Here is an 18285-nt window from a genome sequence, read left to right on the forward strand (position 1 = left end):
CGCGCCTGACACGCCCACTGTTCCCTCGAACGTAACGACACCCCCTATTTCAAGTCAACCATTATTTTGGTACGACCAAATGTCCGCACCGACGCGCCACAGCACAGGTCGCATGCAACGTCGAACTGCTGGTAAATTCGGTACGACCATAAATACGGAAAGCAGGTTGTTCATGTCCGAGTCGAGCGCGGTCGCACGACACCCGGTTCAATTGCAGCCGATGCAGGTACCGAAAGCGTCGGATGTGCTCGCCAATGATCTGCGTGAGCGCATTCTTCGTGGTGAATTCCCCGCGGGCACCGCACTCCCACCCGAACGCGAATTGGTCACGCAGACCCGTATGAGCCGAACCACCGTACGCGAGGCGTTGCGAATCCTCGAAGTACAGGGGCTTGTGGTGATCAAGACAGGTCGGTCCGGCGGCGCCTTCGTCCAGCAACCGGGTGGCGACTCCGTCGCGACCTCTGTCAACCTGCTGATCCGCGGACAGCAGCTACGCCTGACTGACCTCCTGGAGACCCGCGAGGCGATCGAGCCTGCCTGCGCCGGGCTCGCGGCAAAGTATCGCAACGACGACGATATCGCGGCGCTCGAAGCGGCGAACAGCACCATCGGAGATCTTCAGGCACCGCTCGAGGGATTCCTGAGGGCCAACGTGGAGTGGCACATCGGAGTTGCAGTTGCCAGCCACAACGAACTGCTGACCGGCTTCATGACCGCCCTGTCGAACGCCATTTACAGCTCGACAGAGAACAAGGCCTTCGTCGACGACGACGTGCGCAAGACGACATTCAAGGCACACAAAACCATCACCGACGCGATCCGCTCAGGTGACAGTGCAGCGGCCACAAGGCGTATGACAAAGCATGTGCACGGCTACGCCGAAGCCGTCGTGCAGGTCGAACAGCGTACCGAGATCGAGTTACGCGACGCGTAAGGCCCCTGCAGCGCTGGGCCCGGGTGCGACCTCAATCAACCAACGACGGCGCGCCGAGGTACTGCCGGAGGCCTGCGAGGATATGGCGGTTGGTGGCGCGGGTCTCTGTATCCGTCAAACCCCAGGGTGGGGCGATCAGATCGAGATGGTCGAATCCCTCAGGAATGGCAGCCAGTGCATCCGGAAAGTCCGCAGGCGTACACGCGATTCCGATCGTGTCGATCATGTCATCGGTGACGGCGGCGATGACACCAGCGGTGTCGCGCTCACGCGCCGCCGCCCGAATACGCTGCTGGTCAGCACTCCATCCGTGCAGTTCGAATAGTCTGTCGTAGACCCGCGATGCGGCGTATTGCCCTATGGCGAACGCCACCTGGCGGCGAGCCTTGTCGATGTCGTCGTCGATACCGCACATACGGATCCCCATGATCGTGATGTCGGATGGGTGACGTCCAGCGAGCCCGGCGCCTTTCGACAATTCCTCGGCGACCGGGCCGCGGACATAGTCGGCCGTGTACATGGGGTGGCCGACGAGCCCATCGGCATGCTGCCCTGCAGTGCGCAACATCAGCTTGTTGACGCCCGCAACCCAGATCGGGATCTCTGGCCGCACCGGCTCGGGAACATCGGAGGTCGGCCGGATATGGATCTGATAGAACCGTCCGTCGTGGTCGACCGGCCCCTCGTGCAGACGCCAAAGCTGCTTGAGCACGGTCACGAGTTCCGCCATACGGGCAGCCGGCGCCTCCCCGCTGACCCCGTGCCAGGCCTCCATCATCTTCGGCGTGCCGTTCCCGAGTCCGAGAATAATTCGGCCGCCGGATAATTCGTCGAGATCGCGGGCTTCTGCTGCCCACATCAGAGGGCTGCGGCCCACACCGTACGCGATGTTGGTTCCGATCGATATCGCGTCGGTTCCAGCAGCAAGCATCGCCATGGGAACCGTCGCCGAGCGACTGTACAGCTCACTCGTCCATACGGCTGTGCATCCGATCTCCTCGGCCTCGCGCGCCAGGTCGACCATGGTGGTGAACCGCTCCCGGCCGGTTCCGACGCCGAATGCATTGACCCCGAATGTCGTCATCTCTCTGGTCCTTTCACTCATACGTCACGACCGGCGCGGGAACTTGCCGAAGTCCGGCTGCCGCTTGGCCTTGAATGCCTCGCGTCCCTCCTTGGCCTCGTCAGTGGAGTAGAAGAGCAGGTTCGTATCGTGCGCGAGTTGCTGAATGCCGGCCAAACCGTCTTCTGCGGCATGGAAACTCGCCTTCATCAGACGAAGGGCCATCGGTGACAGGGCAAGCATCTCTCGGCACCAACCGACCGTTTCGGACTCCAGCTGCGCCAGCGGCACCACTGTGTTGACCAAGCCCATCTCCAACGCTTGTTCAGCGGTGTACTGACGACACAGAAACCAGATCTCCTTGGCTTTACGCTGGCCGACGATATCTGCCAGCAGCCCGGCACCGAAGCCTCCGTCGAACGAGCCGACACGCGGCCCGACCTGACCGAGGCGCGCATTGTCGGCCGCGATCGTCAGGTCGCACACTATCTGCAGCACGTGTCCGCCACCGATGGCGTATCCGGCCACCATGGCGACAACAGGTTTCGGCAGGCGACGGATCTGCACCTGCAGATCCGTGACATGGAATCGTCCCACTGCGCGGGGATCGTCCGGCTCGGTGAGATAGCCGGTATCGCCTCGCACACGTTGATCACCACCGGAACAGAAGGCTTTCTCTCCCTCACCGGTCAAGATGATCACACCGATAGAGGGATCCTCACGGGCAGCCGTCAATGCGTCAGAGATCTCCATGAGGGTCTGTGGCCGAAAGGCATTGTGCACCTCGGGCCGGCAGATGGTGATCTTCGCGATACCGTCGTCGGTGCGGGAGTAGTCGACGTCGTCGTAACGACGGACCGTCGACCACTCCACCACTCCGGACCCGCTCGAGTGGCCGGAACTCATGCCATGGTCAGTCCACCGCTGACCGAGAGCGTCTGTCCGGTGATATAGCCCGTCTCGTCGGAGGCGAAGAATGCCACTGCAGCAGCGATGTCAGATGGCGCTGCGAGTCGCTTCATCGGCACAGCGCGGGTCATGCCGCCGAGTACCTTGTCGGCGTCCTGCCCGGAGTTGTTCGCGAACTTGCGCAGCGCTGGAGTATCGGTGGGACCGGGGCACACGGTGTTGACCGTGACACCCTTGGTTGCCACCTCACGGGCGAGGGTCTTCGTGAACGCGATGATGCCGCCCTTGGCGCCCGAATACACGGCCTCGAGCGACGAACCGACGCGCCCCGCATCCGATCCGATGTTGACGACACGGCCGAAACCCCGCTCGATCATCCCGGGGACGACGGTGTGATTGACGCGTAGCGCACCCTTGAAGTTGATGTCGAGGATCTTGTTCCAGAAGTCCTCGGTGGTGTCGAGAAACTTCATGAAGTCATCCCAGCCGGCATTGTTCACGGCGACCTCGACCGGACCGAGATCGGACTCGATCTTGGCCACTGCGGCTTTCACTGATTCGGTGTCGGTGACATCGATCGGCACGGCGATCGCTTCTCCGCCTGCGGCCACGATCTCCTTCGCGGTCTGCTGCGCCACTTCCAGATTCAGGTCGGCGACCGCTACGCGGAAGCCGGCATCGCCGAGTTTTCGCGAGATGCCCTCACCGATCCCCTGTGCTCCACCGGTGACCAGCGCGACTCGATTACTCATGTGTCTCAATCCTTTCGATGATGTTTGCGATGTCAGGATGCGGAGCGAACCGCACCCGCGAGTTCGTCGCGGAATTCGGGAGCCGCGATGTTGATCAGCCGCCGACGCCGTTCGGCGAGCGGCTGTCCACGAAGATGGGCGATTCCGTGTTCGGTGACCACACAGTCGACGTCGGCGCGCGCAGTGGTGACCACTCCCTCATCGAGGCCGAACTTGATGGACGACCTCCCGCGCATCGTGGATCGCAACGCGATGATCGACCGTTTTCCGGTCAGCGCTGCCGATCTCGCGAAATCAACCTGGCCACCAACAGCACCTAGGTAAGCGCCGCGGCTGACCTCGGCTCCGACCTGGCCGGTGAGATCGACCTCGATCGCGAAGTTCACCGCGACCAAAGAACTCAGCTGTGAGAGTACCTGCGGGGCATGGGTGTAACTGGTGGGCCGGAACAGGAAGGGAAGATCACAGACGCGGTTGTAGAGATCCGCAGAGCCGAGTGCGGTGCCGGCGACCGCGAGCCCGACGTCGACCTGCTTGCGACTACCGGTGACGACTCCCTTGTCGATCAGTCGCAGAACACCGTCGGTAACCATGCCGGAATGCACACCGAGGTCCCGGTGCCCCGACAGTGCGTCGAGGACCGCGGCCCCCATCGAGCCGATACCAACCTGGATGGTGTCGCCATCGTCGATCAACTCGGCGATATGGCCGGCAATCATCCGATCCAGGTCGCCGGGAGCTCGTGTCGCCTCTTCTTGTAAGGGACGGTCGGTCTCGACGGTCGCGGTGAACCGACTCACCGGGATTCGAGGCGATCCCGGTACCGCTGGCATCTGCCTGTTGATCTCGGCGAACAGCATCGACGTGTGCTCGAGCGCGTCAGCCATATAGTCGACGCCGATACCCAATGAGCACATTCCATCGCGGTCCGGCGGCGACACCTGCAACAGGCCGGCGTCACACGGAAGACGATGCTCGGCGAACATGCGCGGCAGTGCAGAGTAATGACAGGGAACGACTTCGAGTTGGTCTGTGTCACCTAGCGCCCGAAGCGCCCCCAATCCGCCATAGGACACCATGACATCCCCGGGCGAGATCGCCTGGGCCAGCTGATCGTTCCAGCTGAGTCCGGTGAACAGCCGCAGCGGCCCCGATGATGAGGCCTGAGCCATCAACTGGTCGACCAGCGGCCGTGGTTCGGCTGCGGCCTGGCTCCACCAGACACCCATGCCGGGTGTGAGCAACCGATCGAAGTCGATCATCTAGTCGACCCGTTCGATGAGGGTGCCGGTGCCCAAACCACCACCGCAACACATCGTGACCAGTCCGAGATTGCTGTCACGACGCTCCATCTCAGCGAGGATGGTCGCAACCAACCGGGCGCCGGTGGCACCTACCGCGTGGCCCAGCGCAATGGCACCGCCGTTGACGTTGACCCGATCCTCGTCCGGTTTGAGCTCCTGCTGCCAGGCGAGAACCACGGAACTGAAGGCCTCGTTGACCTCGAAGAGATCAATATCATTGACTGTCAGCCGATTCCGCTCCAGCAACCTGTGGGTGGCCGGAATCGGACCGGTGAGCATGATGATGGGGTCAACGCCGACAGTCGTCTGGTCGACAATCCTGGCCCGAATACGGAGCCCCTGCCGCTCGGCCACCTCTCGGGTGCACAACAAGACTGCTGCGGCACTGTCGCAGATCGGACTCGAACTACCAGCCGTGATGCGACCGTCCTCGGGCCGGAACACGGTCTTCAGCGCGCTGAGGGTCTCCAACGACGTTCCCGGACGCACCGCCTGGTCCCCGGTCCGCACCTCACCGTCGAGTTCCATGCGAACCATCTCGTCGACGAAGCGCCCGTTCTCGATCGCCGCCGTCGCCAATGCATGCGACCGAACAGCGAACTCGTCCATTTGCGTGCGAGATATGTTCCAGCGGTCGGCGATCAGTTCCGCGCTCTCGCCCTGGGTGACGAAATCGTAGCGAGCACGCAGCTCCGGCGGCCAGGGTTCACCGTAGAGTTCACTGATCTTGGCGGGCGAGTTCATGGGAACGTGGCCCATGTGCTCGACGCCCCCGGCGATCACGATGTCGTGCACGCCGGACGAGACCAGTGCCGCAGCGAAATTGACTGCGGTTTGCGCCGATCCGCACCGACGGTCGAGCGTGGTGGCTGGGACCTCAGGAGGATATCCCGCCTGCAACCACGCATTTCGGCCGATGTTGCGAGACTGCTCGCCGAACGGCGCCGTACACCCGATGATGAGGTCTTCGACGACAGCGGGGTCGAGTCCGCTGCGAGCGATCAAGTCCTCGTAACACGCGGCGAGCATGGCGTTGGGATGGATGTCCCTGAACCACCCCTTCTCGGGATGCGATCGGCCGATCGGTGTGCGTACCGCCTCGGCGATCACGACCTCTCGTCCCGCCTGGGTGAAGGGCCCGGACACTCGTTGTTCTGTCATCAGATCACCGTCCCACCGTCGACAGGGAGTACCTGCCCGGTAATGTAGGCTGCCGCATCAGAGGCGAGGAACACAAAGGTCGGTGCGATCTCGGCAGGATACGCCCAGCGCCCCAATGGAATTCGTGCCAACGTCTTGGCAGCCAGCTTTTCATTGCTACGAATGTTCTCCGTCATCGCGGTCGCCGCCAGCGGAGCTACGGCGTTCGCTGTCACGGACTGGCGTGCGAGTTCCCGCGCCAGCGACTTGGTGAACCCCACGATGGCCGCCTTCGCTGCACCGTAGTTCGCCTGACCGATGGTTCCGGTGAGACCCGCTGCGGAGGTGACGTTGATGATCCGCCCCGTACCGTCGTCGGGGAGATGGTCCAGTGCAGCATGACTGCAGTGATAGGTACCCATCAGGTGGGTGTCGATGACGGTCCGGAACTTCGTCTCGTCCATCTTGGGGAACATCGCAGGCTTGATGACGCCCGCATTGTTGACGAGGATATTCAGGGTGCCGCCGCCGAGGCGCGCAGCTGCGGCAACGGCGTCACGTGCGTTCTCTGCGTCGCACACATCGAGGGCGTAAGGCTCCGCCGCTCCCCCGCGTGCGGTGATCCGGTCGGCCACCTGGGACGCCGCGTCCTTGTTGATGTCGGTGACGAGCACCGTGGCGCCCGCGGCGGCGAATGCCTCGGCCACGGCAGCGCCAACACCGCCACCGCCACCGGTCACCAGAGCCGTGCGGCCGTCGAGACCGAATACCTCGATCCCGACGGGACCGGCGGATTCGCTGAGCTGTGTGTCTGTCATCAGTAACTCCTTGGAAGGCCGAGGACGTGGGAGCCGAGGTAGTTGAGAATCATCTCCTGGCTGATCGGAGCGATTCTGGTCAGTCGAGCCTCGCGGAAGTAGCGGGCGACGTTGTACTCCTCGGAGTACCCCATACCGCCGTGGGTCTGCAGTGCGCGGTCGGCGGCATCGAATCCTGCGTCTGCGCACAGATACTTGGCCGTGTTCGCTTCGCGTCCACATGGCTTTCCGTTGTCATAGAGCCACGTCGCCTTGCGGAGCATGAGCTCTGCTGCGTCGAGACGTGCCAGTGAATCGGCGAGGGGGAACTGGATTCCCTGGTTCTTGCCGATCTGGCGTCCGAAGACCTCACGATCGTTTCCGTAACGCACGGCAGCACGCATCGCGGCGCGTCCGATACCCAATGCCTCTGCTGCGACCAGGCACCGTTCCGGATTGAGGCCGTCGAGGATGTAGGTGAAACCCTTCCCCTCCTCGCCCACGCGGTCCTCGACAGGAATTTCGAGCCCATCGATGAACAACTCGTTGGAGGTGACCGCGTTGCGACCCATCTTCTTGATCGGGCGGATGTCGACCTTGCTGCGATCGAGATCGGTGAGAAACAGCGTCATGCCGTCGGTCTTGCGCGGCGATTCGTCGAACTTCTGCGTACGCGTGAGGAGGAGAACCTTCTCTGACTCGACCGCCTTGGAGATCCAGACCTTACGTCCGTTGACGACGTACTTGTCGCCGTCACGCTTGGCAAAGGTCGTGATCTTCGTCGTGTCGAGCCCAGCACCCGGTTCGGTAACCCCGAAACAGACGTGCAGATCTCCACTGACGATGCGCGGGAGCGTGCGCTTCTTGAGTTCCTCGCTACCGTGAACGATCACCGGGTGCATGCCGAAAATCGACAGGTGCATCGAACTCGCGCCGTTCATGCCTGCTCCGGACGCCGCGACTTCCTCGAGAATGATCGACGCCTCGGTGATGCCGTAACCGTGACCGCCGTACTCCTCGGGTGTCGTGATGCCCAACCACCCACCCTCGGCGAAGGCGTCGTAGAACTCCCGAGGGAACTCGTGCTTCTCGTCCTTCTCCTGCCAGTACTGATCGTCGAACTTCGCCGCCAACTCGGCGACGGCGTCACGAATCGTGACCTGATCCTCTGTCAGTTCGAAATCCACGTCGCTGCTCCCATGTCCGTGACCTTACCTCTCCTGTCGAAAGATATAATGGTCTGACCCTTTAAGGCAACCGCTCGACGCCGCCCATCCCTCCTTCACCCCGCTCAGGGGTGCGAAATCTCCCCAGAAGGGGTGTTTCCGCACGCACTGCCCGTCGATAGCGTGTTGGATCGTTGCGCTTATGTGAAGCAACACACATATTCCCTCGGTAGAGCGCTGACTCACTGTCCACGTCAGTCGCTGCAGTAGTCCGTGAACTGTTCACGACCACCGAGTGGCGAGAGGTGAATGGGGTGAGTGTGACCGTTGTACATGCGGAGGCGTCCAAGCGTCTCAGCTCATTGAAATCGGGAACAGCGGTCCTTCCGCGTGCCGTCGGCGGGTTCTACGCGACCTCGCTGGAGAGTTTCCGTTATCTCCTGACGTCGAGGTTTCAGACCCGCGAGTTCTTCGCGCAGGCATGGTTCATAGCCTCGATCTCCATTTTTCCGGCGTTGGCGATGTCCATCCCCTTCTGCATGATGTTCGTCTACGAGATCAACATCCTGCTCGCCGAGGTCGGAGCCGTCGACCTCAGCGGCGCGGGCGCGGGTGTGGCCATCATCAGGGAAATAGGCCCGGTGATCACCGTGCTCGTCGTCGCAGGCGCGGGATCCACAGCCATCTGCGCAGATCTGGGGTCACGGACGATTCGCGAAGAGATCGATGCGATGCGAGTGCTCGGTATCGATCCGATCCAACGCCTGTGTGTACCGAGGGTGGCGGCCTCGACGTGTGTCGCGATCCTTCTCAATGGGTTGGTGTCCGCCGTCGGAATCGTCGGCGGTTACATCTCCACCGTGTGGCTCCAGGGGGCCTCACCGGGCCAGTACATCACCAGTATCTCGGTCATCACCGGTCTCCCCGACTTCATCGTGAGTGAGGTCAAGGCCGGCGTGTTCGGCCTGCTCGCAGGACTGGTCGCGTGTCACCTCGGACTCAACGTGAAAGGCGGCCCGAAGGGAGTCGGCGACGCCGTCAATCAAACGGTCGTCTTCTCCTTTCTTCTCCTCTTCCTCGCGAACTCGGTCATCACGACCATCGCCCTGCACTGATCACCGGTGATCAGGAAGGAATCCACAGTGACTTCAACACAATCACGCCCTTCCCGGCCTCGAGCCGCGGATGCGGCGCAGCGGGCCGCCGACGTTCCCGTGGGCGTCCTCGACAACATGGGCAAACAGGTGTCGTTCTACGCACAGACCGTAGCCGCGGCACCCCGCACACTGCACCGCTACCGCGTCGAAGTACTCAGGCTGCTGGCTGAGGTCAGCATGGGCAGCGGAGCACTTGCGGTGATCGGCGGCACAGTGGTGATTGTCGCGATGCTCTCTACCGCTGTCGGGTACGAGGTCGGCCAGCAGGGCGCCTCCTCACTCGGGCGCATCGGTCTCGGAGCGTTCGCGGGGTTCATCTCAGCGTTCTTCAACACGCGCGAGGCAATCCCCGCAATCGCGGGCATTGCACTGACCGCTACGGTGGGTGCAGGTTTCACAGCACAGCTCGGCGCCATGCGTGTCAGCGAAGAGATCGACGCGCTGGAAACCATGTCGATCCCGTCGATGCCTTTTCTCGTATCCACGCGCTTGATCGCGGGCACGATTGCCGTGATACCGCTCTACGCCGTCTCACTCATAGTCGGCTACTCCGCAACACAATTTGTCACCATTGTCTTGTATGGCCAGGCGTCGGGAACCTATTCGCACTACTTCAGTGTCTTCCTGATACCCAAGGACGTTCTCTGGTCCGCAGTCAAAGTGCTCTGCATGGCAGTCGTGGTGATGTGTGTGCACTGCTACCACGGATACAACGCGAACGGTGGGCCCGCAGGTGTAGGCGTCGCCGTTGGACGAGCGGTTCGGACTTCGCTCATCGCAGTCATGCTCATTGATCTGCTCGTCGGCCTTGCTGTCTACGGTGGTCCGTCCGGCGCGGTGAAGGTTGCCGGCTGATGGGACACTTTCATGAGCTCAGCCGAAGAACAAACGTTCTCCTCGGTGTGCTGCTGGTGGTTGCACTCGTCGCATCTGTTGCACTATCGATCGCGCTCTACCGCGGGGCACTGAAGAGCACCACCGAAATCACTCTGGTGTCCGACCGCTCGGGACTTCTCCTTGAAAAGGGAAGCGATGTCAAACTCAACGGCGTGGTGGTCGGGCGGGTCACCGATCTGAACCTGACCGGGAATCGTTCACATATAACGCTGGCCATGGACGATGACCAGGTGCCGAACATCCCCGATAACGTCACCGCCACAATTGATCCCACCACTCTCCTCGGCCGGAAGTTCGTGACACTGGTTACGCCTACCGATCCGTCACCGAGGTCGCTGCACGACGGCGAGGTTCTGATCGCCAACGAAGTGACCACAGAGGTCGACGATCTGTTGGCGTCGCTCGTCCGCGTGCTCAAACAGGTCGACCCTCAGAAGGTGACCACGACGACCAACAACTTGTCGACAGCACTCGCCGGCACCGGTGACCGCGTTGGCACGCTGGTCGACCAACTCGACGACTACCTGGCCGAGTTCAATCCCCTGATCGGGCAGCTCCGTTCCGATCTCGTCTCTGTGTCACATGTCAGTGAGCGTCTCGCGGATGCGGCTCCAGACCTGCTCTCGACGGTGAACAACCTGACGACGACCTCGCAGACGTTGACCCGCAACGAGAAACAGTTCACCGCATTCGTGTTGAGCTTCACCGACTTCGGCCAGGCAGGACACGACTTCTTCGCCAAAGGCGGGTTGCCGCTCGAGCGCGCGGCGAAGAGTCTGAGGAACCCACTCGGCCTCCTCGGGGAGTTCTCCCCCATCCTCCCCTGCTTCCTGGCCAACCTCGCGCAGTCGAACCGCTACCTCGAACGTACCGTCGGCGGAAGCGACAGACCGGGTCTGAACATCACCGGCACGTTGCTCATGGGAAATCCCCCCTACACCTATCCCGACAATCTTCCGAAGGTAGGAACACCGAACACTGGTGCCAGCTGTCGGGAACAATCCGGCCCGGTGCACTCGCACTTCGCATTCGACGACGGGAGCGATGCATACCACGCGACCAAGGGGATCGACGATCTGATCGGGAATCCACTGGCAACCATGCTGTTCGGAGGTGAGTCATGAGAATGGGTGCAACCCTGGCGAAGCTGGGCGTCTTCGTCGTCATAACCCTGCTGTCCGGCGCCTTCGTTGCTGTGCTCGCGGGCAATCTGAGGTTCGGTCCGAGCCAGGATTACAAGGCGGTATTCAGCTCTGCTTCCGGCATCCGGGAGGGTTCTGAAGTACGAATAGCAGGCGTTCCCGTCGGCTCGGTGTCGAAAGTTTCACTCGACGGACGAGATGGCGCAATCGTCGAATTCAGTGTCGACAAGTCACATCGGCTCTATCACGGAACCGAAGTAGCAATTCGATACAAGAATCTGATCGGCGACCGTTTCGTCGAATTGCGGCAAGGCACGGGAGACATGAGCACTTTGCAGCCCGGCGAGACAATTCCTGCCTCGCAAACCACTCCCGCGCTCGACATCGATCAGGTGGTCAACGGCTTTCGCCCACTCCTCACGGGACTCGACCCGGATCAGACCAACAGGTTGGCAACCTCACTGATCGCAGTCCTCAACGGACAGGAGACAGCCATTTCCTCATTGATCAGCGAGCTGACACCGATGACCACCGCCATCGCGGATCGGGATGAAGCCATCGGCCAGATCATCTCGAACTTCAACGATGTCCTGCGCACCATCAACGATCGCCACGATCGTTTCGACAGCCTCATCGACGGACTGGCCGATCTCGTCCGAGGGCTATCTGCCGACCGGGATTCGATCAGCAGGTCCTTGGTGAAGGTCGACGGCCTCACCGCGGCGTTGGGCGATGTGGTGACCTCGGTACGCCCCGATCTCGCCGCGAGCATCGCCAACCTGGGCACGCTCTCACAGAACCTCAATTCCCAGGCTGACACCCTCCAACTGGTGCTGAACAAGCTACCCGAGACGTACCGCCTGACGACTCGCGCGTCGAGCTACGGCAGTTTCGTCAACTTCTTTGTCTGTGGAATGGCGATCAAATACGGCGCCGGCCGCGCAGACCAGACCCCGATGTTCACATCACCGGCCGCGAGGTGCCAACCGTGATCGACCTGAAAAAATCTATGACAGAACGAAACCCGGTAACGCTGGGCGTCGTGGGGACCGCAGGGATCATCGTGCTCTTGTTGATCGCCTTCAATCTCCGCTCGGTTCCTGTGATCAACAGTTCCGACGATCTCAGTGCGCAGTTCGGCGACGCAAGCGGTCTCATGACATCTGATCCCGTGATGATCGCGGGAGTCGAGGTCGGTACCGTCGAGAAGATATCCCTGGAAGGCGACCGGGTTCGGGTCGATATGTCGGTCGACTCCAAGAACCAACGGCTCGGAACCGATACCAGAGCTGCGATCAAAGTCAAGACCGCACTTGGACAACGCTACGTCGATCTCGAACCCGAGGGTCCGGGTTCACTCGACGACGGCGCGACCATTCCCCTCGCGCGCACGACTTCTGGCTACGACGTGACCAAGAGTCTGCAAGAGGTAACCAAAAAGGTGTCACGCACCGACAAGCCCAACCTGTCCGCGGCGCTCGATCAGCTCAGCGATGTCCAGGCGGCGTTACCCGACGATCTCAGGTCGTCACTCGACGGCGTAGCCCGGCTGTCCGCAACCATCGGATCTCGCGATACCGAGTTGCAATCGCTACTGACCAATTCTGCCGAAAGCACTGACATCCTCGCCAAACGCAACACCCAGGTTGCTGCGCTCATGGGGCAGGGGACGCAACTGTTCTCGGCGCTCAATTCACGCGCAGACACAATCCATGCCGTCATCGTGCAGGCCTCTCAGGTGGCCGATGCACTGACCGGCCTCTCCGCCGACGTCCGCAGCACCATGAAACCGACACTCGATCAACTCAACTCCGTGCTTGACCTGCTCAACCGCAACTACCAGAACATCGACAAGTCGCTGACCGGAATGAGGTCGTTCACCTACCAACTCGGAGAAGTCGCTGGTAGTGGACCGTTCTTCAACGTTCTGTTGCAGAACATCTTGCCTGCAAATCTCAACGGCCAGCAGCCTTCGAGCCCGGGAGCGCCGAGATGACAAAGCACGCACGCACAAAGGTATTCAGCCTCCCTGCCACCACGCGCGCCACCACGACACCGGGAAAGGTTCTGACCTGCCTACTCGCACTCATCGTAGTCGCCGCCGGTACGGCCATGTACCTTGGCGGGCCGGATAAGACCCACCTCAAGGTGCACTTCCGAAACTCTGCGGGCCTCTACAGCGGAGACCGTGTCATGGTGCTCGGGGTTCCGGTGGGAACCGTCAACTCCATCACACCCGAGAGCGGATCGGTTCGCGTCGACATCACCGTTGATGACGGGTACGCGATTCCCGCTGATGCCCAAGCTGCGATCATCGCTCCGACGCTGGTGTCGGGTCGCTACGTACAGCTGGCGCCCGCTTATACGAAAGGCCCGGTGCTCGAGAACAATTCGACGATTCCTGTGCAACGCACCGCAACGCCCGTCGAGTTCGATGAGATCAAGAAGCAGCTCGTCCAACTCGCCGACGATGTGGGTCCGACGACCCACGATGAGAAGGGGTCCCTCAACCGATTCATCGATACGACTGCTGGGGTAGTCGAGGGTAATGGACAAGCGCTGCGTAATGCGCTCACGCAACTCTCTCGCGCCACGACCTCGTTGGACAAGGGCGGCGACAACCTGTTCGCAACCGTTCGCAACCTGTCGTCATTCACCTCGGCCATGGCGGAATCGGATAGGCAGATCGGCACCTTCACGACTCAGCTCGCACAGTTCTCGAATGTGCTCGCCAACAACCGAACCGAGGTTGCGACGCTCCTCAAGAGTCTCGACGCGGCCTTCGACCAGGTGCGCACCTTCCTCGAAACGAACAGAGATGCGCTGACAAGGGACGTAGAAAAGGCGAACACCATCACGAAGCTGCTCGTCAACCGAATGGACACCTTGGGCAGCATCCTGCACGGTCTGCCGACCGCAGTCTCGGACTTCTACAACATCTATGACCCCAAGGCGAATTCGCTCACGGGCGCGCTCGGCATGCCTGATGTTCCTGATCCGAAGTCGTTGATATGCGCACTGTTGACAACTGCGAATGCACCGCAGAGCGAATGTAGTTCCGCGGTATCCCGCCTGAGCCAGAACGCAGCCCAGGCGGTCAAGACAACGGCCACGGGTACAGGCCGGACCCAGAAGGATTCAGGCCCGAAATCAACCACCGAGCAGGGGGGACGATGAAGATCGATGTACGCCGGCTGGCGCCGGTCGTAGCTGCCTGCGCGGCACTGTGGATGTGCGCAGCCTGCTCTTTCAGTGGGGTCAACTCGGTGCCTCTGCCCGGAAACACCTCAGACGGCGACACCTATCGGGTCGAGGTTGAGCTCGCGAACGCCCAGAACATGGTAGGCAACTCGCCGGTCAAGGTCGACAACGTGACAGTCGGGAACATCCGATCCATCACAGTGGACGGCTGGCACGCCAAACTGGTACTCGAACTCGACAAGGACAAGAACATTCCGGCGAACGTCAACGCCGCGCTGGCGCAGACAAGTCTGTTCGGGTCGCAGTACATCGAGTTGTCGGTTCCCAAGGGACAGGAACCGAAAGGTCAGTTGCACGACGGGATGAGGATCGCCCTCAAGGACACGAGCCAGTACCCTGCGGTTGAAGAGGTTCTCTCGTCGCTCTCTCTTGTCCTCAACGGCTCGGGACTGCAGCAGCTACGTACGATCACCTCGGAACTCGACCGCGTCATGACGGGGCACGAAGACTCGTCGCGTAGCCTTATTCGTCGCCTGAACACCCTGGTATCTGGGCTGTCCGATCAGCGCCGCGACATTCAGAACGCGGTGGACGGTCTGGCCAAGCTCAGCGGTGAACTGAAGAAGCAGCAATCGACGATCGCGAAGGGCATCGACTCGATCTCGCCCGCACTCGCGATCCTCGACACCCAGCAGGATGAACTGGTCCGGATGTTGGACTCCGTCGGTAGATTCGGCGATGCGGCGACCGGCGTCCTGAACCGAAGCCGTGATGATCTGACATCTGACGTGTCATCGCTGAAACCCACCCTCGACCAGCTGTCGAAATCCGGTACGAACCTGACCGAGGCTCTCAAGATCGCGCTGACGGTCCCCTTCCCCATCAACACGACGTCTCGAGCCATCCGCGGTGACTACATGAACCTGTTCCTCACGCTTGACATCAGCGCAGACAAGATCGCCAAAGTGGTCATTCCCAGCGTTGGCCGCCTGCCCAATGCGCGGCCTCAGACCGCCCGGTCCGACGCAGATCCGCTGCGTGCACCGCTCGACCACAAGCAGGAGGCCCACCGATGAGATCCCGCCTTGTGCGCGCGCAACTGATCGTCTTCGGGGTGATCGCATTACTCGCGGTGGGTTACGCAGGGTACGCCTACGGCGGGTTCCAGCGGTACACCGGAATCGGAACCTACACCGTCACCGCTGAACTGCGCGACGGCGGCGGGCTCTACCCGAATGCACTGGTCACCTATCGTGGGGTAGATGTCGGAATAGTGACAGCCCTCAATGTGTCGGGAAACGGCGCGAGCGCCCAGCTTCAGATTGAATCCGACAACAAGATTCCTGCCGATACCACTGCGTATGTTCGCAGCGTGTCGGTAGCGGGAGAACAGTTCATCGACCTCGTTCCGACGTCCTCCACGGGGGCACTACTCCACGACGGATCACGAATCACGCAGAGCCGCACCAATATCCCGATCCCAGCCACAGAGGTCATACGAAAGGTCTACGGACTGCTCGAGACAGTGCCCAAGGATTCGCTGCACACCGTCGTGGACGAGGCGTCGACTGCGGTGGACAATGTCGGACCAGAACTGAATCGGGCACTCATCGCCTCTTCCGACCTCGTGCGAAGGGCCAAGGCCGACATCACGCCGACCACGGACCTGATCAAGGACATGGGCCCGGTTCTCGGGCAACTCGACGCCTCGGGCGCTCAGATTTCGTCGCTGGCCACGGACCTCAATGCCTTCACCCACACTTTGGCTATGAGCGACAGCGACCTCCAGACCGCCCTGCGCACAGGTACACCATTCTTCGAGACCGCCAGCGAAACGTTGAATGACCTGAACCCGTCGCTGCCCATCCTGCTGGCCAATCTTCAATCGGTGGGTGAAGTGCTTCGCGTGAATACCCCTGCACTGCGGCACGTGTTGGTTGTCTACCCTGCCGCCACCGCCGCGATCAACGCGATGCACGAAGGAGTGCAGATCCCGTCGGATCTTTCGTCAGGACAAGGCCATCTCGACATCAAGCTCGGCAACACCGGGAATCCGCCGCCCTGTACCGAGGGATATCAGAAGACGCAACGTCGTGACCCGTCGGATGTAAGTCCGGTCGCATCACCGGACAACACATACTGCAAGCTACCGAAGTCCGACCCGAGAGTCGTTCGCGGAGCCCGAAACCTTCCGTGTGCCACCGACCCGTCGGTACGCACAGCCGACATCGCCAACTGCCCTGGGGGTCTTCCATCCACATGGCCACAGATGTTGGCCCGGCCGACAACACCTGACACCGCGGCGGCGGCTCCGCCCAAGAACAGGAAGCCTGAAGGGCCGAAAACACGCACCGAGGTGGCTGTTCCGTACGACCCTGAAACCGGAAAGTTCACGACCCCGGAAGGAGTGACTCTACAACTCGGCAATCTGATCATGGGACCGAACGACAAGGGAGTGAAAACCCAATGGCAACAGCTATTCCCGAAGTGACTACACCTGACTCCGAAGCGCCAGAAACGACCACGTCGGGCGGACTCGAACTCACCGACCCGACTGAGGAGACCAACTCAGGGACCGACGCCGGCGAGGAGCCAGACGAGGAGGGCACCACAGGAGCTGCCGCAGGGCCATCGTCGGACGCCCAGGACGAGCAAGAATCCGAGGACGGGGACGGCATCGACTCCGAACGAGCGCAGCAGGTCGTCGGTCCCGGCGGTACTCGGCGAGCCGCACTCTTCGCCGGCGGCTTTTTGGTGGCCGCGGGATTGGCAGCGGGAGCCGTTGTCACCGGTGTACAGCATCACGACCGCACAGTTGCGGCCAACCGTCATGCGGAGGTGATCGCAGCCACCAAACAGGCAGCGAAGAACCTGGTGACCTTGCGGTACGGGAGCGCGGACGAAGACGTCAAACGTATTCGTGAAAATGCAACCGGGGAGTTCCTCAACCAGATGGGCGACACCACCGGTAGCTTCTCGACCGTCTTGCAACAGGGGAAAGTGGAATCAACAGGCGAGGCGCGCGAGGTCGCTGTCTTGAACGCCGACAAGACCAGTGCCACAACTATCGCGGCGGTCACGTCAACCGTGAAGAACGCACAGGCACCAGAGGGCCAACCCCGCGTCTATCGCATGAAAGTCAGTCTGACCAACAAGGACAACCGATGGTTGGTCTCGAATGTGGAGTTCGTCTCATGAAGAACGTCGTCGCACGCTCGTTTGCTGCCGCCACCCGCGTCTGGTCGCGTCTGATAGCAAAAATCGGTTCGTTATCACGCACTCGTGTGCGCGCGATCGCTGGTGCACTGGCTGTCGCTGTGCTGGTCGCCGCAGGATTGTTCGGCTACTTCTTCGCGCAGTTGCACTCAGACAATGCACGCATCGAAGACGAGAACACAGCACTCGCCGTGATGAGAAAGACTGTGCCAACACTGCTCTCTTATCGGGCAAAGGAGATAGACAAGGATTTTGATTCAAAGTACGATCTCCTGACCGGAAAGTTTCACGATGACTTCAAGAAACTCAGCACCGAGTCGATCATCCCGGAGGCAAAGAAGCGGGATCTGGTGACCAATGCGAAAGTCGCCGAATCAGGGGTCATCGGAACGACAGGTGACTCGGTCACGATCCTGATGTTCATCAACCAGACAACGTCCAGCTCTGACGAACCCACTCCTAAGATCGACGGCAGCCGTGTCAAAGTGACCACGACGCGTGCCGACAACACCTGGAAGATCTCAGCACTCCAACCGGTTTGATCACAACAATGCTGTGGCCCAGGCCGTGATCGGCCTGGGCCACAGCATTGTCTGGACTACCT

18 protein-coding genes are annotated in these 18285 nt (G+C 61.2%); 11 read left to right on the forward strand and 7 right to left on the reverse strand.

From position 1 onward, the window contains the following. The first annotated feature begins 172 nt into the window (after positions 1 to 172). Positions 173 to 937: a FadR/GntR family transcriptional regulator gene (locus tag GOACH_RS12365; RefSeq protein ID WP_005175039.1), complete on the forward strand. Its 765-nt coding sequence runs from the start codon at positions 173 to 175 to the stop codon at positions 935 to 937. Positions 938 to 968: 31 nt separating this feature from the next. Here the strand turns inward: GOACH_RS12365 and GOACH_RS12370 are convergent, their stop codons facing one another. Genes GOACH_RS12370 through GOACH_RS12400 form a run of 7 tightly spaced genes read right to left on the reverse strand, consistent with a single transcriptional unit; the run spans position 969 to position 8089 of the window. Then, positions 969 to 2021, reverse strand: coding sequence for an LLM class flavin-dependent oxidoreductase (locus GOACH_RS12370; RefSeq protein ID WP_005175041.1), 1053 nt, complete (start codon positions 2019 to 2021; stop codon positions 969 to 971). A 24-nt stretch (positions 2022 to 2045) separates the two neighbouring features. Next, entirely contained in the window at positions 2046 to 2906 is an 861-nt protein-coding gene (menB, locus tag GOACH_RS12375; RefSeq protein WP_005175042.1) for a 1,4-dihydroxy-2-naphthoyl-CoA synthase, read from the reverse strand. After that, entirely contained in the window at positions 2903 to 3661 is a 759-nt protein-coding gene (locus tag GOACH_RS12380; RefSeq protein ID WP_005175043.1) for an SDR family NAD(P)-dependent oxidoreductase, read from the reverse strand. Before GOACH_RS12380 ends, menB begins: the two co-directional genes overlap by 4 nt. 32 nt (positions 3662 to 3693) lie before the next feature. Further along, positions 3694 to 4923: an acetyl-CoA hydrolase/transferase family protein gene (locus tag GOACH_RS12385; RefSeq protein WP_005175044.1), complete on the reverse strand. Its 1230-nt coding sequence runs from the start codon at positions 4921 to 4923 to the stop codon at positions 3694 to 3696. Beyond that, positions 4924 to 6126 (reverse strand): thiolase family protein, encoded by a 1203-nt coding sequence (locus GOACH_RS12390; protein ID WP_005175045.1) that lies wholly within the window; start codon positions 6124 to 6126, stop codon positions 4924 to 4926. Beyond that, a complete protein-coding gene (locus GOACH_RS12395; protein ID WP_005175046.1) occupies positions 6126 to 6923 on the reverse strand; it encodes an SDR family NAD(P)-dependent oxidoreductase in 798 nt (265 codons plus the stop codon). Before GOACH_RS12395 ends, GOACH_RS12390 begins: the two co-directional genes overlap by 1 nt. Further along, positions 6923 to 8089, reverse strand: coding sequence for an acyl-CoA dehydrogenase family protein (locus GOACH_RS12400; RefSeq protein WP_005175047.1), 1167 nt, complete (start codon positions 8087 to 8089; stop codon positions 6923 to 6925). The genes GOACH_RS12395 and GOACH_RS12400 overlap by 1 nt, the downstream gene beginning before the upstream one ends. A 341-nt stretch (positions 8090 to 8430) precedes the next feature. Here GOACH_RS12400 and GOACH_RS12405 point away from each other — a divergent pair, with 341 nt between their 5' ends. Genes GOACH_RS12405 through GOACH_RS12450 form a run of 10 tightly spaced genes read left to right on the forward strand, consistent with a single transcriptional unit; the run spans position 8431 to position 18223 of the window. After that, the gene (locus tag GOACH_RS12405) at positions 8431 to 9183 is read left to right on the forward strand and encodes an MlaE family ABC transporter permease (RefSeq protein ID WP_085950605.1); all 753 of its coding nucleotides are present in this window, start codon (positions 8431 to 8433) and stop codon (positions 9181 to 9183) included. Between the two features lie 27 nt (positions 9184 to 9210). Next, positions 9211 to 10080, forward strand: coding sequence for an MlaE family ABC transporter permease (locus GOACH_RS12410; RefSeq protein WP_040518565.1), 870 nt, complete (start codon positions 9211 to 9213; stop codon positions 10078 to 10080). Beyond that, positions 10080 to 11246: an MCE family protein gene (locus GOACH_RS12415; RefSeq protein ID WP_005175052.1), complete on the forward strand. Its 1167-nt coding sequence runs from the start codon at positions 10080 to 10082 to the stop codon at positions 11244 to 11246. The genes GOACH_RS12410 and GOACH_RS12415 overlap by 1 nt, the downstream gene beginning before the upstream one ends. After that, the gene (locus GOACH_RS12420; protein ID WP_005175053.1) at positions 11243 to 12256 is read left to right on the forward strand and encodes an MCE family protein; all 1014 of its coding nucleotides are present in this window, start codon (positions 11243 to 11245) and stop codon (positions 12254 to 12256) included. The genes GOACH_RS12415 and GOACH_RS12420 overlap by 4 nt, the downstream gene beginning before the upstream one ends. Further along, positions 12253 to 13260 (forward strand): MCE family protein, encoded by a 1008-nt coding sequence (locus GOACH_RS12425; RefSeq protein ID WP_005175055.1) that lies wholly within the window; start codon positions 12253 to 12255, stop codon positions 13258 to 13260. The genes GOACH_RS12420 and GOACH_RS12425 overlap by 4 nt, the downstream gene beginning before the upstream one ends. After that, positions 13257 to 14441 carry an MCE family protein gene (locus GOACH_RS12430; RefSeq protein ID WP_005175056.1) on the forward strand — a complete coding sequence of 395 codons (1185 nt, stop codon included), beginning with the start codon at positions 13257 to 13259 and terminating at the stop codon, positions 14439 to 14441. Before GOACH_RS12425 ends, GOACH_RS12430 begins: the two co-directional genes overlap by 4 nt. A 53-nt stretch (positions 14442 to 14494) precedes the next feature. Beyond that, entirely contained in the window at positions 14495 to 15541 is a 1047-nt protein-coding gene (locus tag GOACH_RS12435) for an MCE family protein (RefSeq protein WP_281168899.1), read from the forward strand. Then, positions 15538 to 16956, forward strand: a complete 1419-nt coding sequence (locus GOACH_RS12440; protein WP_005175058.1) for an MCE family protein — start codon at positions 15538 to 15540, stop codon at positions 16954 to 16956. Before GOACH_RS12435 ends, GOACH_RS12440 begins: the two co-directional genes overlap by 4 nt. Beyond that, positions 16932 to 17663, forward strand: coding sequence for an Rv1363c family protein (locus GOACH_RS12445; protein WP_005175059.1), 732 nt, complete (start codon positions 16932 to 16934; stop codon positions 17661 to 17663). The genes GOACH_RS12440 and GOACH_RS12445 overlap by 25 nt, the downstream gene beginning before the upstream one ends. Continuing rightward, a complete protein-coding gene (locus GOACH_RS12450) occupies positions 17660 to 18223 on the forward strand; it encodes an Rv1363c family protein (RefSeq protein ID WP_005175060.1) in 564 nt (187 codons plus the stop codon). Before GOACH_RS12445 ends, GOACH_RS12450 begins: the two co-directional genes overlap by 4 nt. The last annotated feature ends 62 nt before the right edge of the window (positions 18224 to 18285 follow it).

It is taken from the genome of Gordonia aichiensis NBRC 108223 (genome assembly GCF_000332975.1).
Taxonomy (GTDB): domain Bacteria; phylum Actinomycetota; class Actinomycetes; order Mycobacteriales; family Mycobacteriaceae; genus Gordonia; species Gordonia aichiensis.